The organism is Sphingosinicella rhizophila (assembly GCF_032378825.1).
Lineage (GTDB): Bacteria > Pseudomonadota > Alphaproteobacteria > Sphingomonadales > Sphingomonadaceae > Allosphingosinicella > Allosphingosinicella rhizophila.
On record NZ_JAVUPU010000003.1, the window covers coordinates 468244 to 487874 of the forward strand.

The following is a 19631-nucleotide window of genomic DNA, read 5'->3' on the forward strand; positions in this document are numbered from 1 at the left end:
ATAAGCGCCCTGGCTTATTTTATCGCTTCTTCGGAGCATACAAAGGTTGATGGCAAGATATATCTTGCTTGCTTTGTGTTGCACATCATCTCTGCCATTGGATATTGGCAATATGCGTTAGCTACGCCCTCGGACGCACGAGCATATTATATGGGTCCTGAAAAATGGGTTGGAGAGGACCTGACGACTGGAGCTGTTTTTGTAACGCAGACAGTTCAATATTTGAAAGGCCTTGCCGGTGGGTCATTCCTGGACTTTTTTCTGCTATTTCAATCCTTCGGGATGGTCGGTATCGCTTTCCTCATTCGCTCCGTCCTGGAGGTATCGACCGATTTGCAGGAACGGGTAACGTTGCCGTTAATCGGCTTGTTCTTCCTGCCGGGATTGCACTTTTGGACGGCTGCTATCGGTAAGGATGCACCACTCTTCATGGGTGCCGCAATGTGCATCTGGGCAATGATCCGGATCGAAAAGCGGTTTCCAGCTTTTCTCCTCGCCCTTGCCATTATGGTGGCATTCAGGCCCCACATCGCCGCGATATCAACCCTGGCGTTGCTACTGACTTTGGTGTTCGATGCCAGGCTTAAAGCCCGGTTCAAGCTGCCGATCTTAGCAATCGCCGGAGGCGCCCTTGTGGCGGTCGCCACAACTGTCTCTGCCTCCTTGAAAGTCTCCCTCTTTAGCCCTGAGTCCATCGCAGATTTCTTGGCAAGCAAGCAGGAATATGGGATGTCTAGCACGCTTGGCGAGGGAATGGGCGACCTGCCTTTCATCCTCAAGGTGCCGAGCCTCTTATTCCGCCCGTTCTTTTTCGATGCAACTGGGGCAATGGGGTTCATTGTGTCGTTCGAGAACGTAGCGATCTTGATCATTTTTGGATCGCTGATCTGGCGCCTGCCGGCGCTTATCCGCCTGAGCGCGAGTGTACCCTACATACGCTATTGTCTAATCTACTCAATCATTCTCATCACGACGTTGAGCATCGTCACTTACAATGTAGGACTTGGGCTTCGGCAGAAATATATGGTGATGCCCGCCATCATGCTGCTTTACGCGACTGTGATCCTTTACCGTCGTTCCTTGTTGTCGTCATCTACTCATCAACACAATGTGATACCGTCCGCCGTGGGTCTCATGCACCCAACAGAACAATCCCGATGAAAGCTGGCCCACCCGCTCCGTCCTCAATCGTCTTGTTGCTTGGCTCCTACGCCCCCTCGCTCATCAATTTCCGTGGCCCGCTGATCGCGGATCTTGTTGCCTCAGGCCATAGGGTCGTGGCGGCCGCGCCGAATCTGGATGAGGGCACACGACGACTCGTCGCCGCTCTCGGCGCGGAAGCGCGCGAAGTCCCGTTCAGCAATGCCAGCCTCAACCCAGTCGACCTTCTGGCGGGCTACCAGTCGGTGCGGCGCCTCATACGAGAAACGAAACCTACTGTCCTGATCGCCTATACGATCAAGCCGGTTATCCTTGGCTCCCTTGCCGGAGGGGGAGGGCGCGTCAAACGCGTAGTCGCGCTGGTTACTGGCCTGGGATTTTCCTTCACAGGCGGGCGAGAATTGCGCCGACTGGCAAGTCGTGTCGCGGCTTCCATTCTCTATCGGGTCGCGCTGAGCAAAGCGGACGTCGCACTTTTCCAAAATGAAGACGATCGGAGGCTGTTCCTAAAATTGCGCCTGATTGGCTCCCGCAAGCGAACCGCGATCGTCAACGGCTCCGGGATCGATCTGGCGCGGTTCAAATTGGCAGGCGCGGGGGCTCCGTATTCATTCCTGATGATTGCTCGATTGCTGGGCGACAAAGGCGTCCGTGAATATGGCTGGGCTGCGGCCCGGTTGAAAGCTACGCACCCGCATGCCCGCGTCGCGCTGGTTGGTTATCTCGACCCTTCGCCAGATTCAATCTCTCAGGCCGAATTGGACCGGATGGTCGCGAACGGTGTGGAATTTCTGGGCAGGCTGGACGACGTTCGCCCGGCAATTGCCGCCTGCAGCGTCTATGTCCTCCCCTCCTATCGGGAAGGCACGCCGCGATCGGTGCTGGAGGCGATGGCCATGGGGCGGGCCATCATAACGACCGACGCGCCGGGTTGCCGCGATACGGTGAAGGATGGGGAGAACGGAATCCTCATCCCGCCGCGCGATGCCGGTGCCTTATACGCTGCCATGCTTCGCTTCGTCGAAACGCCCGGTCTTGCTTATCCCATGGGCGCCGCATCGCGCCGCTTGGCGGAGGATATTTATGATGTCCGCAAGGTCAATGCCGATATCATGCGGCATGCGGGTTTATGACGTGACGCGATGAAGCGCCTCTTCGATATCCTTGTCGCCGGTTCGGCCTTGATCATCCTGTCGCCGGTCATGCTGGCCGTTGCTCTTTGCGTCGCCCTGGTCCTCGGCCGCCCGATCCTGTTCCGGCAGGTGCGGCCGGGCCTGCGCGGTCGACCGTTCGCCATGGTCAAGTTCCGCACCATGTCCCAGGCCAGGGACGCGCGCGGCGAACTTCTTTCCGACGGGGAGCGGCTCGGCCGGCTCGGGCGCTTCCTTCGCGCATCCAGCCTCGATGAGCTGCCGGAGCTGATCAATGTCCTCCGGGGCGAGATGAGCCTGGTCGGGCCGCGTCCTCTCCTGATGCAATATCTCGATCTCTACACGCCGGAACAAAGGCGCCGGCAGGATGTGCGGCCGGGCATCACCGGCTGGGCCCAGGTGAACGGCAGGAATGCGTTGGGTTGGGAAGAGAAATTCGCCCTGGACGTCTGGTATGTGGACAATCGTAATTTTCTGCTGGACCTGAAGATATTGGGCCTGACCCTGGCGAGGCTGCTCCGTCCGCAGGGCATCGCCGCGGCGGGCGAGGCGACCATGCCGGAATTCCTCGGCTCGGGGCGAAGCGGTGAAAGGCGGGAGCGATAGATGGCGATGATCCGCATTCTTGGGGCCGGCGGCCATGCCAAGGTCGCCCTGGAGGCTTTGCACTCCGCCGGCGGCGATGCCATCACCTTCCATGACGATGATGAAACACGACGAGGTGAGATCCTGCTCGGGGTGCAGGTAGCCGGCCCGTTGCTTGAGGCTATGGATACGGACGATCTTCTCCATATCGCCATCGGAGACAATGAAGCACGAAGGCGACTGGCCGAGGAAATGGAGGATATTCGTTTCCCTCCAATCTTCCATGCCGCATCGGTGATCAGCCCCAGCGCCGCAATTTCCGGTGGCGTGCTGGTTTGCGCAGGTGCGATCGTTCAGGCCGACGCTCGGATCGGAAGGCACGCCATCGTCAACAGCCGCGCTCTGGTTGAACATGATGTTCACGTGGGGAATTTTGCCCATATCGCGCCGGGAGTCCTTTTAGGCGGCGGAGTCAGGATCGGAGACGGCGTGCTGGTCGGGATCGGCGCAACGGTCATGCCCAACATATCCATCGGCGCCGGCACCGTCATCGGCGCCGGATCGTTGGTCACCAGGGACGTGGAGCCCGGTTCGGTCATGGCCGGCGTCCCGGCACGGAGCTTTTCGCGCGGCGAACGGTTGTAACGGCGCGATGGAGCATCCGGATGCGTCCCGGATGCCCTACATAAGGGCTTTTGCCCATGCTAAAGATTCATCCGCTTTCGGACCTTGTTCTGCTTTTCGTGCCCGACCTGGATGTTTAGGAGTTGGAAAGGGGACGGGGGCGATATGCCTGTGTACTGAAAGGTGGTTCCTTTTATGCTTTTCCGGTCGATACCCCGCCGGCCTTTGGCAATCGTCGCTCTCGCTTTCCTGATCGTCTCCTGCGCAAGCGGGCGCAGCGGCGATATCGCTTATGCGCCGTCCGGCTTCACCAGGCCCGATCCGATCAAGCAGCTCGAAGTGAGCGAGGATTATCGTCTCGGCCCCTCCGATCTGGTCAATATTATGGTCTATCGCGCGCCGGATCTGACCGGGGATTTCCGGGTCGATGCCTTGGGCAATGTCGCCTTGCCTTTGATCGGGCAGATGCGCGCGCAAGGCTATACGCCGACCGAGTTCAGCCGGAACCTGGAACGGAAGCTCGGCGAGAAATATTATGAAAATCCCGATGTGCAGGTCGCGCTCAAGGAAGCCGCCGGTCAAAGGGTGACGATCGACGGTTCCGTCCAGGCGCCGGGCGCTTATTCATTGGTGGGAAAGACCACCTTGATGCAGGCCATCGCTTTGGCCCGGGGCACGACCAAGGAAGCGGATCTTCGCCGCGTCGTCGTCTTCCGGACCATCGAAGGGCAACGCATGGCGGCTGCCTTCGATCTGAAGGCCATCCGCAACAATGAAATGCAGGATCCGGAGGTGTTCGGGGCGGATATCATCATCGTCGATGGCAACAATAACAAGCAGGCCTGGCGGGATGCGCTCAGCACCATACCTCTTATCGCCTTGTTCCGGCCCTTCGTTCTTTAGGTTTGCTGAATTTTGGCTGACAATCCCGGTTTGAACGCTCCCGCGTCCCGCGCTCTCGCGACGGCCCCGGCCGGCACGACCGCCTTGGGCTTCCCGATCGGCCCCGCCATGGCCGCGCCGGCGCGCGAAGGGCAGTTCGGCCTTTTCGAAATCTGGCGGATCATCGTCAAGCATCGTTGGGTCATCCTGGCCGGCCTGGTCGTCGGCATCGGCCTGGCGGCGCTCGCGACGATCCTGACGACGCGCATGTACCGTGCCACCGCGACCATAGAAATCAATGCCGAGAGTATGACCATGGTCGACATGGGGGATGGGCAGAAGGCCGTGCCGCTCACCGATCCGCAATCACTGCAGACCCAATATGGCCTGCTCGCCAGCATCTCGCTCGCCGAACGGGTGGCGCGGGAGCTGAACCTTACCGCGCGTGAGGATTTCGCCGATCCCGCCGCTTCGCCCCAGTCGAAACTGGATCAGGCCGCGTCCAAAATCTCGACCAATTTGAAGGTCGAGCCGGTCGATGACAGCCGCCTCGCCAAAATCTCCTATGTCGATGCCGAACCCGCGCTCGCGGCGCGTATCGCCAATGCGGTGGCCGAAGGCGCGATCAGTTCGCATATCGAACGCGGTCTCGATTCCAATGCTTATGCGCGTCAGGTTCTTGAAAAGAGGATCACCGACGCGCGCGAGAAACTGGAGGATTCGGAACGCAAGCTGGTCGCATATGCACAGCAGCAGAATATCGTCTCGGTCGCATCCGGAGGTGAGGACAGCAGCGAGGGGCAGGCCAGCCAGTCGCTCGACGCGGCGTCGCTGGCGGCCGCGAACCAGGAACTCAGCGTGGCCCAGAATGCGCGGGTCGCGGCCCAGGCCAGATATAATCAGGCGCGGGCCACCACCACCACCGAAACGCTTCAGAATCCGACGGCGCAGGGGATCCGGTCGCGGCTCGCGCAATTGCGCGCCGATTATCAGCAGAAGCGCAATGCGATGAAGCCGGACCATCCCGAAATGGTCGATCTCCAATCGCAGATCGATGCGCTGGAACGGGATCTTCGCCGGGAATCGACGTCGGTCGTCTCGGCTTTGGCGGCCGAATATCGGGCCGCCGCCGCGCGTGAGGCGGAATTGCGTGGGCGGGTCAACCGGCTGCGCGGCGCCGTGCTCGATCTGCGCGGCCGCTCGATCCAATATAATATCCTGCAGCGCGATCTCGATACCAATCGACAGCTCTACGATGCGCTGCTGCAACGCTACAAGGCCGTCGGCGCCTCGGCCGGCACCGGCGAAAACCTTATCTCGATCGTCGATCCGGCCAAACGGCCGGGCTCGCCCTTCAAGCCCGATCCGATCTTCAACGGCCTGGTCGGCGCCTTGCTCGGCCTGCTCGCCGGCCTCGCCACCGCCTTCGCATTGGAATTCTTCACCAATACGGTGCGCAAGCTCGAGGATCTCGAAGCCAAATTGAAGATTCCCGCTCTGGGCGTCATTCCGAAGGTCGAAAAGGGGGTGCTGCTGACCGAGGCGCTCGCCAATCCGCGCTCCGCCGTCGCCGAGGCTTATTCGTCGCTGCGCAGCGCGATCCAGTTCGCCACGCCGCACGGGGCGCCGGCCACATTGCTGGTCACCAGCGCCGGCGCCAGCGAAGGCAAGACCACGACGTCGCTCGCCCTCGCCCAGAATTTCGCCAGGCTCGGTTTCTCCACCTTGCTGCTCGATGCCGATATGCGCCATCCGTCCTTCGGGGTGGAATCGAGCGAAGGGCATGGCCTGTCCAGCATCCTGGTCGGCGCCTCGACCGTGTCCGAAAGCATCATCCGTACCTCCATTCCCAACCTGTCGATCATCGTCGCCGGAAAGCTGCCGCCGAACCCGGCCGATCTGCTGGCCGAACAGCGCCTGCCGCAGCTCCTCAAGGAACTCGGCGCCTGGTTTCAGATCGTCATCGTCGATGCGCCGCCGGTCCTGGGCCTGGCCGACGCGCCGATCCTCGCTTCGCTTTGCGATCGCACCTTGCTGATCTTCGAGGCGGAAAAGGTGCGGATGTCGGTGGCGATGAACACGGTGGACAGGCTGCGCGCGGCCAATGCCCGTATCCTGGGCGGCGTCCTCACCAAGTTTAACGCCAAGACCTCCGGCTATGGCTATGGGTACGGCTACGGTTACGGTTATGGCGATGAACAGCAGGGGATCGCCAAGACCAAGATCATGCTGCCGCGCCACAAATAGGCGGTGACCGGCTCCGGCCCATTCCCTGCCGGGCTTCGCCCGATCGGCTTCGGCCTTGGCATCCTCGTCGTCGCGCTTGCCGCCATCTATTTCATCCTCCGCAACGTCGCGATCGGCCTGCTCGCCTCCACCGCGCCGCCGCTTGCGCTGAAATTCCCGCCGCCTTCGGGCGTCGCTCTCGCCAATTCCATCCTGCTGGAAACGCGGCGGCAGCCGGATATGGCCGTGAAGGAAAAATTGCGCCGTGCCTTGGCCCGGGCGCCGCTTTCCGACGCGCCGATGGTGGCCGCCGCCTGGCATGCGCGGCAGGCGGGGCGGCTGCCGCAGGCGTCCCATTACATGGATCTGGCCAAGGAACGGAACCGGCCCGGCACCTCGCGGCAGGTCCTGTCCCTGATGGTCAATATCCAGCAGGGCCGGTGGGGCGATGCGATCGACCAGATCAAGAAGCTTGGCGGGAGGAAGGATACGGCGCCCGTCATGGCCAAGATCCTGCTGCTCCTGGCCCAGCATCCGGAGGCGAAGAAGGTCCTGATCGCGAAGCTGGGCGAGGATCCGGCCTGGCGCTCCCGCTTCCTGCGTGAAGCGAAGAAGAACGGTGCCGATCCCGCGCTCCTCGCCGAACTGAAGGGGGACGAATCCTGATGGCGCGGGCGGGGATGGCGGCGGGCTTCCTCTATCTTGCCGCCTGCATGATCCTCGGCGGTTCCAGCGCCGCCGGTTTGCTCGCCAATGCCGCGCTGCAGGTCATGGCCGTTCTCATCCTGGCCATATTGGCCTTCCGGCAGGGGGCCTCTCTCTTTCGCGGGCCGCTCGGCGCGCTGATGATCTTCGGTGTCCTCTTCATGGTCTTCGCCGCGCTCCAGGCCGTGCCGCTGCCGCCGGGTGTCTGGACCGCCTTGCCGGGACGGGCGGTGGCGGAGAGGGCATTCGATCAATTGGGCCTGTCCTTGCCCTACATGTCCTGGTCCTTGAATCCGGACGGAGCGATCGCCGCCGCACTCTCGATCCTGCCGCCTCTCGCCATGGTCGCGCTGCTGGTCCGCGGCGGCGAATGGAGCCGGCTGCTGCCGGTCGCGATCGCCATTCTCGCCGTCATCGCCATGCTGCTCGGCGTCGCGCAGCAGGCGGGCAGCCGGGATTCCCCGCTCTATTTCTACGCCTTCACCAATTGGGGGTCGATGGTGGGCTTCTTCGCCAACGTCAATCACCAGGCGACCTTGCTGCTGATGAGCCTTCCCTTCGTCGCCGCTCTGGCCTCGCCGACCCTGCGCGGCGGGCGGCTCTTGGATCAGGACAGGATTCCCAAGCTGCTCATCCTCGCCTGCCTCTATGCCTTGCTCGCCGGCGCGGTCGCGATCGGCGGGTCGCGCATGGGCCTCGCCTTGCTCCTGCCCGTCACCCTCTTCTGCATCGGCATGATCGTCACCGATCTCACCGGCCGGGTCTCCCGCCTCTGGCTCGGCTCGGTCGCTTTGATGCTCGCGGCCGGCGCCATCGTGCTGGCGGGTTCCGGGGCCGTGCTGAAGCAGGAATTGTCGTCGCAGCCCGGGGAAGTCGGCACCACGCGCGGCATCATGTGGCAGCGGACGGCCGATATCGTCCCCGCTTTCATGCCGGCCGGCAGCGGCTTCGGCACCTTCGTGCCCTTGTACCGGATGAACGAGGAACCGGACCGGCGCACCCGCACTTATGCCAATCACGCCCATAACGATTATCTGGAATGGGTGCTGGAAACCGGCGTCGCCGGCATCCTTTTGCTCGGCGCTTTCTTCCTCTGGTGGGGACGGCGGATGGTCGCGGTCTGGCGGACGCCCGCGGCCTCGCTCGGCCGCGCCGGATCGGTGGCGACCGCCGCCCTCATGCTCCACTCCCTGGTCGATTATCCGGTGCGCACCGCCGCCATCGCCGTCCTCGCCGCGATCGCCTGCACCTTCCTGGCACGCGAGCCGGCGCCGAAACCGAAGGACGATCCCGCCCGCACCGCCCGCCGTCGGGGCTGATCATGGGCAAGGACGGCCTCTATCACGATCTGAAGATCTTCCTGGTCGACTATACCGGGCTGGACAAGGATGCGCTCCACATCCACGCGGCCTTGTTCCTCTACCTCGCCGCCATGCTCGCCTTCCGCCAGACCCGCCGCAGCCGCTTCCCCTGGCTGTTCGTCCTGGCCGTGGAGCTCGGCAACGAAGCCATCGATCTCCACCGCGAAGGCTGGGTCGCCGCCCGCCTCTGGGAAGAATCCGCCAAGGATCTCTGGAACACGATGCTCTGGCCCACCATCCTCCTGCTGATCGGCCGCTACACCACCCTGTTCGAACACCGGACCAGAACCGCCACCCCCGACTCCGACCCCGACGCACCCCCCACCAAACCGTCATCCTGAACCCGATTCAGGATCCAGCCCGGAGCCCCCCTCCGCGCCCGACCAGCCAACACCACACCCGCCACCACACCGTCATCCTGAACTCGATTCAGGATCCAGCCCGGAGCCCCCCTCCGCGCCCGACCAGCCAACACCACACCCGCCACCACACCGTCATCCTGAACTCGATTCAGGATCCAGCCCGGAGCCCCCCTCCGCGCCCGACCAGCCAACACCACACCCGCCACCACACCGTCATCCTGAACTCGATTCAGGATCCAGCCCGGTGCCCCCGCCGCGCCCGACCAGCCAACCCCCACCCCCGCCACCCCCCTGGAGGCCGGATCAAGCCCGGCATGACGAAGAAGGAAAGGGCAGGGACCACCCCCACACCCCACACACCTCACGTCATCCTGAACTCGATTCAGGATCCTGTCCGGAGCCCCCTCCGCGCCCGACCAGCCAACCACCACACCCGCCACCCCCCTGGATGCCGGATCAAGCCCGGCCTGACGAAGAAGGAAAGGGCAGGGACCACCCCCACACCCCACACACCTCACGTCATCCTGAACTCGATTCAGGATCCTGTCCGGAGCCCCCTCCGCGCCCGACCAGCCAACCACCACACCCGCCACCCCCCTGGATGCCGGATCAAGCCCGGCATGACGAAGAAGGAAAGGGCAGGGACCACCCCCACACCCCACACACCTCACGTCATCCTGAACTCGATTCAGGATCCTGTCCGGAGCCCCCTCCGCGCCCGACCAGCCAACCCCCACACCCGCCACCCCCCTGGATGCCGGATCAAGCCCGGCCTGACGAAGAAGGAAAGGGCAGGGACCACCCCCACACCCCACCCACCTCACGTCATCCTGAACTCGATTCAGGATCCTGTCCGGAGCCCCCTCCGCGCCCGACCAGCCAACCCCCACACCCGCCACCCCCCTGGATGCCGGATCAAGCCCGGCCTGACGAAGAAGGAAAGGGCAGGGACCACCCCCACACCCCACCCACCTCACGTCATCCTGAACTCGATTCAGGATCCAGTCCGGAGCCCCCTCCGCGCCCGACCAGCCAACCACCACACCCGCCACCCCCCTGGATGCCGGATCTAGCCCGGCATGACGATGAAAGGGCAGGAGCCACCTCCACCCCCACACCCCACCCACCTCACGTCATCCTGAACTCGATTCAGGATCCAGTCCGGAGCCCCCTCCGCGCCCGACCAGCCAACCCCCACACCCGCCCCCCCCCTGGATGCCGGATCACGCCCGGCACGACCAGGAAAGGGCAGGAGCCACCTCCACCCCCACACCCCACCCACCTCACGTCATCCTGAACTCGATTCAGGATCCAGTCCGGAGCCCCCTCCGCGCCCGACCAGCCAACCACCACACCCGCCACCCCCCTGGATGCCGGATCAAGCCCGGCATGACGAGGAAAGGGCAGGAGCCACCTCCACCCCCACACCCCACACACCTCACGTCATCCTGCACTCGATTCAGGATCCAGCCCGGAGCCCCCCTCCGCGCCGAACCCGCCAACCGCCACACCAGCCACCGCCCTGGATGCCGGATCAAGCCCGGCATGACGAGGAAAGGGCAGGAGCCACCTCCACCCCCACTCCCCACACACCTCACGTCATCCTGCACTCGATTCAGGATCCAGCCCGGAGCCCCCCTCCGCGCCGAACCCGCCAACCGCCACACCAGCCACCGCCCTGGATGCCGGATCAAGCCCGGCATGACGAGGAAAGGGCAGGAGCCACCTCCACCCCCACTCCCCACACACCTCACGTCATCCTGCACTCGATTCAGGATCCAGCCCGGAGCCCCCCTCCGCGCCGAACCCGCCAACCGCCACACCAGCCACCCCCCTGGATGCCGGATCAAGCCCGGCATGACGCGGAAAGCAACCGCCACCCACCCCCACACCCCCAAACCGTCATCCTGAACTCGCTTCATGAGCCCGCCCGGAGCCCCCCGCCGCGCCCGACCAGCCAATCACCACACCCGCCACCCCCTGGATGCCGGAGCAAGCCCGGCATGACGCGGAAAGCAACCGCCACCCACCCCCACACCCCCAAACCGTCATCCTGAACTCGCTTCATGAGCCCGCCCGGAGCCCCCCGCCGCGCCCGACCAGCCAATCACCACACCCGCCACCCCCTGGATGCCGGAGCAAGCCCGGCATGACGCGGAAAGCAACCGCCACCCACCCCCACACCCCCAAACCGTCATCCTGAACTCGCTTCATGAGCCCGCCCGGAGCCCCCCGCCGCGCCCGACCAGCCAACCACCACACCCGCCACCCCCTGGATGCCGGATCAAGTCCGGCATGACGAAGAAGGAAAGGGCAGTGGGCCACCCCCCACCCCCACACCCCGACACCGTCATCCTGAACTCGCTTCATGAGCCCGCCCGGAGCCCCCCGCCGCGCCGCACCCGCCCACCGCCCCCCCCGCCACCCCCTGGATGCCGGAGCAACCCCCGCATGACGACGAAAGCAACCGCCCCCCCCCCCCCCCGGGAGGCCGGATCAAGCCCGGCGGGACGCCGAAGGCACGGGCCGGGCGCCCCCCCCCCCCCCCGGGAGGCCGGATCAAGCCCGGCGGGACGCCGAAGGCACGGGCCGGGCGCCCCCCCCCCCCCCCGGGAGGCCGGATCAAGCCCGGCGGGACGCCGAAGGCACGGGCCGGGCGCCCCCCCCCCCCCCCGGGAGGCCGGATCAAGCCCGGCATGACGAAGAAGGAAAGGGCAGTGGGCCACCCCCCACCCCCACACCCCCAAACCGTCATCCTGAACTCGATTCAGGATCCAGCCCGGAGCCCCCCTCCGCGCCCGACCAGCCAACCACCACACCCGCCACCCCCATGGATGCCGGATCAAGCCCGGCATGACGAGGAAAGGGCAGGAGCCACCTCCACCCCCACACCCCACACACCTCACGTCATCCTGAACTCGATTCAGGATCCAGCCCGGAGCCCCCCTCCGCGCCGAACCCGCCAACCGCCACACCAGCCACCCCCCTGGATGCCGGATCAAGCCCGGCATGACGAAGAAGGAAAGGGCAGGGGCCCACCCCCCACCCCCACACCCCCAAACCGTCATCCTGAACTCGATTCAGGATCCAGCCCGGAGCCCCCCTCCGCGCCCAACCGCCAACCACCGCAGCCGCCACCCCCCTGGATGCCGGATCAAGCCCGGCATGACGAGGAAAGCAACCGCCACCCACCCCCACACCCCACACCCGAAAAATATGTGGACAGACTGTGGACCCACCCGCATCCGTTCTACAAATGTTCCGCAATCCATGCTATGGCCGCCGCGATGGAAACTGCGCCGAACACGATCCCCCGGCCCCGTTCGGGCCCCGCAATCCGTCCGCATCGGGAAGGCTCTTTTTTCCGCTCTATGGAAGCCGAACTTTCTGAACCTTCGGTCCACGAATCCCGGAATTCCGCCCCGCATTTCCGCGCGGGGAGGGGCCGGGGAAAAACGACGGAATCGGCGTCTGCCGATCCGTCAGGCCACCATCCGGTGATCCTCGCGCAGCGTCTCGGACAATATCGATCGGACGGCGCCAGCATCATGGCCGGCCAGCGCCGCGTTCAGCCGCGCCATCACATTCTGCAGCTCGGCCATCGGCACCCACCGTTCATGGGCCATCTTGATCTGCGGATGCAGCGTGTCGCCCACCGCCTCGCCGATGAACAATTCCTCGTGCAATTTCTCGCCGGGGCGAAGGCCGACATAGGCGATCTCGATATCGCCGTCCGGATTCTCCTGGTTCCGTTCGGTCATGCCCGACAAGGAGATCATCGTCCGCGCGAGCTCCGCGATCTTCACGGGCTCGCCCATGTCCAGCACGAACACCTCGCCGGCCGTCGCCCAGCTGTTCGCCTGCAGCACCAATTGCGTCGCCTCCGGGATCGACATGAAGAAGCGGGTGATGTCCGGATGGGTGACGGTGATCGGCCCGCCTTCCTCGATCTGCTGGCGGAAACGCTGCACCACCGATCCCGAGGAATCGAGCACATTGCCGAAGCGGACGATGCCGAAGCGGGTCGGCATGTTGGGCTGCTGCGCCAGGGCCTGGATGTATAGCTCGGCCAGCCTCTTGCTCGAGCCCATCACATTGGTCGGCCGCACCGCCTTGTCGGTGGATATCATCGTCAGCCGCCGGACCCTCGCCTTCACGCAGGCATCCGCCAGCGTGCGCGTGCCGATCACATTGTTGCGGACGCCGATCACCTCATTATCCTCCAGCAGCGGCACATGCTTGTAGGCCGCGGCATGGAAGACGGTGTCGATTTCGTGATGGCCGAGCAGGCCGTCGATCAGCCTTTCGTCGAGCAGCGATCCGATCACCGGGCAGATTTCCGTGCGCTGCGCCTTTGGCTGCTGCGCGTTCAGCTGGTCGAGCTCGCTCTGGATCGCGAACAAGGCGAATTCGCTATGGTCCAGCAGCACCATCCGGCGCGGTTCCTGTTCCAGCACCTGGCGGCAGATTTCCGACCCGATCGATCCGCCGGCGCCGGTGATCAGGATCGAATTGCCTTTGATGCCGCGTTCGATGCTCGGCATCATCGCCGGCACGATGTCGCGCTTCAGCAGATCCTCGACATTCACCGGCCGCACGTCGGAAATCGTGTAGCGGCCGCTCATGATCTCCTCGTGCGACGGGATCGTCAGCACCTTCACGGCCATGCCCGACAGCGACGACAGCGCCGCCAGCCGCTCGGTCCGCGTCGAATTGTCCATCGCCAGGAAGACCTGCTTGATACGGCCGGACTGGACGGCTTCGCGCAGGTCGTCGGAGCTCCTGATCGGATAGCCCAGCATCATCCTGTCGATCAGCGCCTCATTGTCGTCGACGAAGAAGCGCAATTCATATTGCGGGAGCCGGCGGATGGTTTCGGCCAGCGCGGATCCGGCCGCATTGGCGCCCTGGATGGCGACGCCGATCTTGCGGCGGTCGCCGCCCTTGCGCCGGTCCAGGACCATCGATCCGGGCTGCGACGCCGTCAGATGCTGGGAAGCGGCGAGCCGGCCGAAGAACATCAGCAGGAACAGCAGGCCGAAATAGATGAAGCCCACCGAGCGTGGGAGATTCTCGATGCGGGAAACGAAGGCCAGCATGAACCACATGGCGGTTGCCGCACCCGCGCCGACCAGCAGCCGCCGCGCCGAATAGACGTCGAAATAACGGATGACGATCCGGTAGATCCGCAGTCCGTGCAATGCGACCAGGCCGAGGATGACGGTGCCGGCGCAAAGCAGGAGCACCGAATCCCGGGCAGCCCAGTGGAAGTGGCCGAGCCGGATCGAGAAAGCGAGCCACAGCGACACGATCATCGCGGCGGCATCGTAGAGGATGATGATCGCCTTCTTCTGGTGTCGGCCGAGGGCGGAGATGGCGTCGCTCGTCATGCCAGGATCCGTTCGATGATGTCGGCGGCCGCGGCGGCGCGGTCGCGCAGCCGGTCGGGGTCGAGGGTGGGGTGGACTTCGAACATCAGGCTGGCCTGGCCGAGCGCCCGGGCGGCCGGCAGGGTGGGGACCTGAAGATGGGAGAGCGCCGCCTCGCGATAGACTTCGGAACAGGATCCGGAAAAGATCCGCAGCCCCTTCGCGGCCGCTTCGGCCAGGATCGCGTTCCTCAGCTCTTCATTGTCGGCACCGTCGGCGCGCGCGGGGTCGATATAGGCATAATATTTATAGAAGGCGCCGGTCAGGCCGGGGCCGGGGCGCGGCGTCCGCAGCCCCGGGATCGGCGCCAGCGCCTCCGCCCAGATGCCGGCATTGCGGGTGCGCAGCGCGCGCCAGCGTTGCAGCTTGCCGAGCTGGATCAGGCCGATCGCCGCCGCGATCTCGGTCATCCGCATGTTCGTCCCGACCGCGTCGTGCACCCAGCGGAAGCCCGGGCCGGCGGCGGGGGTCATCATCCTGCGCCGGTTCTTGCCATGGTCCTTGAACGACCACGCCCGGTCATGCGCTTCGGCGTCGCGGAACAGGACGAGGCCGCCTTCGCCGCCCGTGCTGATGATCTTGTCCTGGCAGAAGGAGAAAGCGGCCGCGTCGCCGAAGCTGCCGGCCGGCCGGCCGCCGATCTCGGCGCCATGGGCCTGCGCGCAATCCTCGATCACCTTGAAGCCGCGCCGTTCGGCCAGCGCCATGATGGCGGGCATGTCCGCCGGCCAGCCGCCCAGGTGGACCGGGATGGCCGCCTTGGTCCGGGGCGTGATCGCCGCTTCGATCGTCGCCGCCGTCACATTGCCGCTGTCCCGGTCGACGTCCGCGAAGACCGGCGTCGCGCCGGCCAGCATCACGCAGAAGACGGAGGCGACGAAGGTGCGCGGCGTGACGATCACCTCGTCGCCCGGCCCGATGCCGAAGCCGTGCAGCGCCAGTTCCAGCGCGACCGATCCGTTGGCGACCGCAATCGCCTGGCCCGTGCCGACATGATCCGCATAGGCCTGTTGGAAGGCCCACACCCGGTCGCCGGTCCACTGGTTGACCTTGCCCGATCGCAGGACCGCGACCGTCGCCGCAATCTCGTCCTCGTCATAAAAGGGCCAGGCTTCCGCTGCGGTGGGCGCGAGATTATGGGCCTGCGCGCTCTCGCCCGGTTTCGGATCTGCCAGGGTGTGTTCGGCCAGAGGATCTTGGGCCAAAGGGTCTTGGAAAGGCGTCTGTCTTGTCAGGGATCGTTCCGCCCGGCCCGGTTCCGCCGGCGTCGCTTCCTGATGCCCTTCTTCCGGGGCGCGCGATTGGGTACGCTTTACCAACATAGGCAGCAGTCGACTTCCACTTCCGTTGGCGAGATACCCGCCCATGAGCGTCAGGCACTAACAAGTCTGGTGCGAATAGCCTTAACCTGGAGTAAACTCCATGACTGGATAAGTCCGTTTCGGACCAATTTGTTCCGGAGGCGGTTGAATATCTTAACATTGGTTGGAATTGAGGCGATCAGATGCCCCGTGGCCGCGGCGGATATACTTTAATTAGTAACAATCTTAATTGCCGCGATACACGATTATTGAAGCTATGCTGCAAACCGAAAGCAAAACGGGATCAGCTGTTGGGGGATCGGAGTGGACGTCTTGGGGGTTGGGGACTAGATATGAAGATGAGGGAGTGAATTCATCATGGCTTCTAAGACCGTTAATGCCTTGGCCGCGGCCGCTCTGATCCTGTCCTCCGCGGCCGCCGCGGCGGCGACGGCGCCGCCGGTCGCTCCCGCCTCCGAAACGGTGCCCGCCGGCCAGAGCGAGCTCGATGGCGCCGCCGCCGGCACCTGGTTCGGCGTGCTGTTCACGCTGGCCACCATCCTGGTCATCGCCTTCCACGACGAACTGTTCGACGGCGACGACGATGAGGAACCGGTCAGCGCCTGACCGTCTGAGGCGGGCTTCGGGCGGGCGGTAATCCTGGCCCGCGCAGCCGCTCCGTCCGCTATCGGCTACTTGCTACCCGCTACTTGCGGATCCGGTCCGTCGCGCCGGTCATCCGATAGCCCTTGCCCCATTCGTTGAGGATGAGCAGCTTCTGGCCCTCCGCCTTCAGCCGGATCCGGAGCTTCGCCACCAGCACCCGCAGATGGTTCTGCGCTTGGTCGGTCCGCTCGCCCCACAAGGCGTCGAGCAGGTCCTCGGTCGGCACCAGCTCGTCCGATCGTTCCAGCAGGAAGCTGAACAGCTTCGCTTCCAGCGTGCCCTCGCGCAAATAGGTCTCCTCGACGCCGGCCTCCTCCGCCTCTTCCTCCACCTCGGTCGGGGTCGGCGCCGACATCGGCGGCATGGCGCCGGGATTGTTGCGGCGGAGCACGGCGCGGACGCGGGCGAGCAGCTCGTCGGGCAGGAAGGGCTTGGCGATGAAATCGTCGGCGCCCAGATCGAGCGCGGAGACATTGTCGGTGGCCCGCCCCGACACGACCAGGATCGGAATGTCGGATTCAGCGCGGATGGTGCGGATCAGCTCCGCCCCGTCGACGTCCGGCAGGCCGAGATCGAGCAGGATGCCGGAATAGGCCTTGCTGCGCAGCCGCTCCAGCGCCTCGGCCGCATTCTCGACCGCGTCGCTCTCGAAGCCCCCGAATTCGAGGATGGCCTCGAGCGTCCGGCGCAGCGTGGGCTCGTCGTCGACCAGGAGAAGGGGCGGCAGGCTGGACAATCGTCAACTTTCGATGGCGGCGGATCAGCCGTCTTTTTCGAGGAAGGGCGGATGCCCAATCTACACCGCGCGGGGAGGAAACGCATCTCCAAATGAGGGTTAAGCATTACGGATAAGAAATGATAATCCGCACCCCTCGGGACACTCCGTCGCGAGGCCGCCCTAGAACGGCTCCGAAACGGATTCAATACACCTATCTCCTTGCAGCTATTCGTTATTCATAAAGTGAGAATATGCGACGAAATGAGTCATTTCCTCATAAAAAGTGATGACAATTCGCGATTAACAATCTAACGGGGGCAAGTCGCGGCTTTAGATTTGGGCCGTGGGCGGGACTCCGGGGTGCAGGCCTCGGAGGGTTTTGGGGATGCTCTCTGTGATTTCGGCTCGGCCCATATTTGTCCGCATCCGTCGCCATCGGGCGGCGTCGGCATGTGGCGGGTCCTTCGCGAATCCGGCGTCGTTCCGAATCCCGCTGCTCTGATTCCTCACATTTCGGGACGATGGTTGTGACTCGATCAACAAGAATATTCGCACCGGCTTTGGCTCTCCTGGCATGCGCCGGCCCGGCGGCGGCGAACAATTACGGCGAATCCGTCGCCTGGCAGTTCCAGACCAGCGCCGACAAGGCGAATGCGGCCCTGGTCCAGGACATGATCCAGCGGAAAAAGAGCGGCATGTACGCCGCGCCGATCTACAACACCCACATCGACCGCCAGTATAATTGCAACGTCTCGGCGAGCGCCGTCGGCAACAATGGCAGCAACAGCACGGTCGCAAATTCGCCCACCACGACGGGTGCTTCGTCCAACGCCATCGGCAACGACAACAATACCGATGTCCATGGCAGCACCGACGGCAACACGGTCTCCGGCAACCAGAGCAATAGCGGCTCGGTCGGGTCGAACGTGAACGGCGGCACCGAGACCAATGTCCGCGGTCGCGCCTGGCAGGCGATCAATTCAACACAGACCAATTCGGGTAATCAGACTGCGAACGTGTCGGGCAGCACCGCCTGCACCTTCGGCGCTCTGAACTGAGTCGCGGAGGGGGCATGAACATTCTCAACGGACGGAGCCTGCGGGCTCCGCGCTTCCTGCGCACCACGATGCTGCTGACCATGGCGGCAGTCACCTTGTCGGCTTGCACCGTGCCGCAGCGGCAGACGGTCGCGCCGGGCGAGATCTCCACAGTGATGGGGCCGGCGGTACGCACCAATCGCACGCCGATGGAAGGCGCGCTCGCCTGCTTCGCCGATCATGTCGCGTCGACGAAGCGGCCGCCGCTGGTGATCGCCGTGGGCGACATCAAGGATTATACCGGCAAATATAATATCAGCGAAGGCAATGCGATCACGCAGGGCGGATCGCTGATGGTCTATTCGGCGCTCGGCAAGCTGGGCGGCGCGGTGCGGATCGCGGAACGTTTCGATCCCACCATCGCGGAGCGCGAGCTCGGCTATATCGACCGCCGCCAGCTGGGCGACGGCCAGATCCACGAGCTGGGCGGTGCGGACGGGAAGCAGCAGGTTCCCTGGGTCCCCTATTTCGGCGGCTCGATCACCCAGTCGGATTATTTCATCATCGGCGGCATCACCGAGCTCAACTACAACATCAATTCGGGCGGGGCCGAAGCCGGCGTCAACCAGATGGGGATCAAGGCCCGCACCTATCACCAGTCGATCGCGATCGATCTGCGCATCGTCGACACGCACAGCCTGATGGTGGTGAAGACGATCAGCCTGTCGAAGCAGCTGACCGGCTATGAGATCGGCCTCAACATCTTCCGCTTCTTCGACAACGACCTGTTCGACGTCAATGTCGGCGCCAAGGGCCAGGAGCCGCTTCAGCTCGGCGTCCGTACCGCCCTGGAAGAAGGCGTCGTGCGTCTCGTCGGGGCGGTCACCCAGGTCGATCCGGAACCCTGCATGACCGTGAAGATGGGCTCGCGCATCCCGCCGCAATCCGCGGATGAGCTGCGCCAGCATGCGGATCCGGGGCCCGCTCTGGTTCCTGCCGGCCAGTCGGCTGCTCCAGGCGGTGCCACTTATGGCGCGATCTCCTCGCTCCCGTCGACCGGGAGCTGGATCCAGATCCCGTTCGAAGTCGGCGCGCCCGGCCTCAACAGCAGCGCGCTGAGCGCGCTGGAAAAGGCGTCCACCGCTGCCCAGACCGATGCGGTCGATATCGTCCTGGTCGCCCGCGACACCGAGCAATGGGATCCGGGCAAGAGGGATGCGCTGATCGATCAGCGTATCGCCGCCGTCGTCTCCGGTCTCGCCAGCCGCGGCATCCCGCAATCCCGCATCCGCGTCACGTGGCGCCCGGCCGCCACCGACAACACCCTGCACCGCGACGGACCGGGAATGATCGAAATCGCCAAGCTCAGAATCGGCACCTGATCCGAGAAGCTCGCTAGACCATTAAAATGTAAGCGTTTTTC

15 protein-coding genes are annotated in these 19631 nt (G+C 64.4%); 12 read left to right on the plus strand and 3 right to left on the minus strand.

The features are described from left to right. Positions 1–150 precede the first annotated feature (150 nt). From RQX22_RS08070 to RQX22_RS08110, 9 genes are all read left to right on the plus strand, one after another. Positions 151–1161, plus strand: a complete 1011-nt coding sequence (locus tag RQX22_RS08070; RefSeq protein ID WP_315725349.1) for a hypothetical protein — start codon at positions 151–153, stop codon at positions 1159–1161. After that, on the plus strand, positions 1158–2294 hold the full coding sequence (locus RQX22_RS08075) for a glycosyltransferase family 4 protein (protein ID WP_315725351.1): 1137 nt from the start codon (positions 1158–1160) through the stop codon (positions 2292–2294). The genes RQX22_RS08070 and RQX22_RS08075 overlap by 4 nt, the downstream gene beginning before the upstream one ends. Before the next feature lie 9 nt (positions 2295–2303). Next, a complete protein-coding gene (locus RQX22_RS08080; RefSeq protein WP_315725353.1) occupies positions 2304–2918 on the plus strand; it encodes a sugar transferase in 615 nt (204 codons plus the stop codon). Then, on the plus strand, positions 2919–3542 hold the full coding sequence (locus tag RQX22_RS08085) for an acetyltransferase (RefSeq protein WP_315725355.1): 624 nt from the start codon (positions 2919–2921) through the stop codon (positions 3540–3542). Positions 3543–3746: 204 nt separating this feature from the next. Next, positions 3747–4424 carry a polysaccharide biosynthesis/export family protein gene (locus RQX22_RS08090; protein WP_315725357.1) on the plus strand — a complete coding sequence of 226 codons (678 nt, stop codon included), beginning with the start codon at positions 3747–3749 and terminating at the stop codon, positions 4422–4424. 12 nt (positions 4425–4436) lie between these two features. Next, positions 4437–6650: a GumC family protein gene (locus RQX22_RS08095; RefSeq protein ID WP_315725359.1), complete on the plus strand. Its 2214-nt coding sequence runs from the start codon at positions 4437–4439 to the stop codon at positions 6648–6650. 3 nt (positions 6651–6653) lie between these two features. Beyond that, positions 6654–7295 (plus strand): tetratricopeptide repeat protein, encoded by a 642-nt coding sequence (locus tag RQX22_RS08100; RefSeq protein ID WP_315725361.1) that lies wholly within the window; start codon positions 6654–6656, stop codon positions 7293–7295. Further along, positions 7295–8653 (plus strand): O-antigen ligase family protein, encoded by a 1359-nt coding sequence (locus RQX22_RS08105; RefSeq protein ID WP_315725363.1) that lies wholly within the window; start codon positions 7295–7297, stop codon positions 8651–8653. The genes RQX22_RS08100 and RQX22_RS08105 overlap by 1 nt, the downstream gene beginning before the upstream one ends. Before the next feature lie 2 nt (positions 8654–8655). Continuing rightward, entirely contained in the window at positions 8656–9036 is a 381-nt protein-coding gene (locus RQX22_RS08110; RefSeq protein WP_315725365.1) for a hypothetical protein, read from the plus strand. A 3503-nt stretch (positions 9037–12539) separates the two neighbouring features. Here RQX22_RS08110 and RQX22_RS08115 read toward each other — a convergent pair. Both RQX22_RS08115 and RQX22_RS08120 read right to left on the minus strand, forming a co-directional pair. Continuing rightward, entirely contained in the window at positions 12540–14447 is a 1908-nt protein-coding gene (locus tag RQX22_RS08115) for a polysaccharide biosynthesis protein (RefSeq protein WP_315725367.1), read from the minus strand. Continuing rightward, positions 14444–15691, minus strand: a complete 1248-nt coding sequence (locus RQX22_RS08120; protein ID WP_315725369.1) for a DegT/DnrJ/EryC1/StrS family aminotransferase — start codon at positions 15689–15691, stop codon at positions 14444–14446. Before RQX22_RS08120 ends, RQX22_RS08115 begins: the two co-directional genes overlap by 4 nt. Before the next feature lie 474 nt (positions 15692–16165). On the opposite strand from RQX22_RS08120, the gene RQX22_RS08125 reads away from it, so the two are divergent. Further along, on the plus strand, positions 16166–16414 hold the full coding sequence (locus tag RQX22_RS08125; protein ID WP_315725371.1) for a hypothetical protein: 249 nt from the start codon (positions 16166–16168) through the stop codon (positions 16412–16414). A gap of 79 nt (positions 16415–16493) precedes the next feature. Here RQX22_RS08125 and RQX22_RS08130 read toward each other — a convergent pair whose 3' ends face one another. Further along, positions 16494–17189, minus strand: a complete 696-nt coding sequence (locus RQX22_RS08130) for a response regulator transcription factor (RefSeq protein WP_315725373.1) — start codon at positions 17187–17189, stop codon at positions 16494–16496. A gap of 542 nt (positions 17190–17731) precedes the next feature. Between RQX22_RS08130 and RQX22_RS08135 the strand changes: the two genes are divergently transcribed. Together RQX22_RS08135 and RQX22_RS08140 are read left to right on the plus strand one after the other, a co-directional pair. Continuing rightward, positions 17732–18229 carry a hypothetical protein gene (locus RQX22_RS08135; RefSeq protein ID WP_315725374.1) on the plus strand — a complete coding sequence of 166 codons (498 nt, stop codon included), beginning with the start codon at positions 17732–17734 and terminating at the stop codon, positions 18227–18229. Positions 18230–18243: 14 nt separating this feature from the next. Next, a complete protein-coding gene (locus RQX22_RS08140) occupies positions 18244–19590 on the plus strand; it encodes a CsgG/HfaB family protein (protein WP_315725376.1) in 1347 nt (448 codons plus the stop codon). Positions 19591–19631: the final 41 nt, after the last annotated feature.

What these genes read in the sequence shown, in the direction of transcription:
- RQX22_RS08070 (WP_315725349.1), top strand. Translation starts at nt 151, where the DNA reads ATGGGTCCTGAAAAATGGGTTGGAGAGGACCTGACGACTGGAGCTGTT.
- RQX22_RS08075 (WP_315725351.1), top strand. Translation starts at nt 1,158, where the DNA reads ATGAAAGCTGGCCCACCCGCTCCGTCCTCAATCGTCTTGTTGCTTGGC.
- RQX22_RS08080 (WP_315725353.1), top strand. Translation starts at nt 2,304, where the DNA reads ATGAAGCGCCTCTTCGATATCCTTGTCGCCGGTTCGGCCTTGATCATC.
- RQX22_RS08085 (WP_315725355.1), top strand. Translation starts at nt 2,919, where the DNA reads ATGGCGATGATCCGCATTCTTGGGGCCGGCGGCCATGCCAAGGTCGCC.
- RQX22_RS08105 (WP_315725363.1), top strand. Translation starts at nt 7,295, where the DNA reads ATGGCGCGGGCGGGGATGGCGGCGGGCTTCCTCTATCTTGCCGCCTGC.
- RQX22_RS08110 (WP_315725365.1), top strand. Translation starts at nt 8,656, where the DNA reads ATGGGCAAGGACGGCCTCTATCACGATCTGAAGATCTTCCTGGTCGAC.
- RQX22_RS08115 (WP_315725367.1), bottom strand. Translation starts at nt 14,447, where the DNA reads ATGACGAGCGACGCCATCTCCGCCCTCGGCCGACACCAGAAGAAGGCG.
- RQX22_RS08125 (WP_315725371.1), top strand. Translation starts at nt 16,166, where the DNA reads ATGGCTTCTAAGACCGTTAATGCCTTGGCCGCGGCCGCTCTGATCCTG.
- RQX22_RS08140 (WP_315725376.1), top strand. Translation starts at nt 18,244, where the DNA reads ATGAACATTCTCAACGGACGGAGCCTGCGGGCTCCGCGCTTCCTGCGC.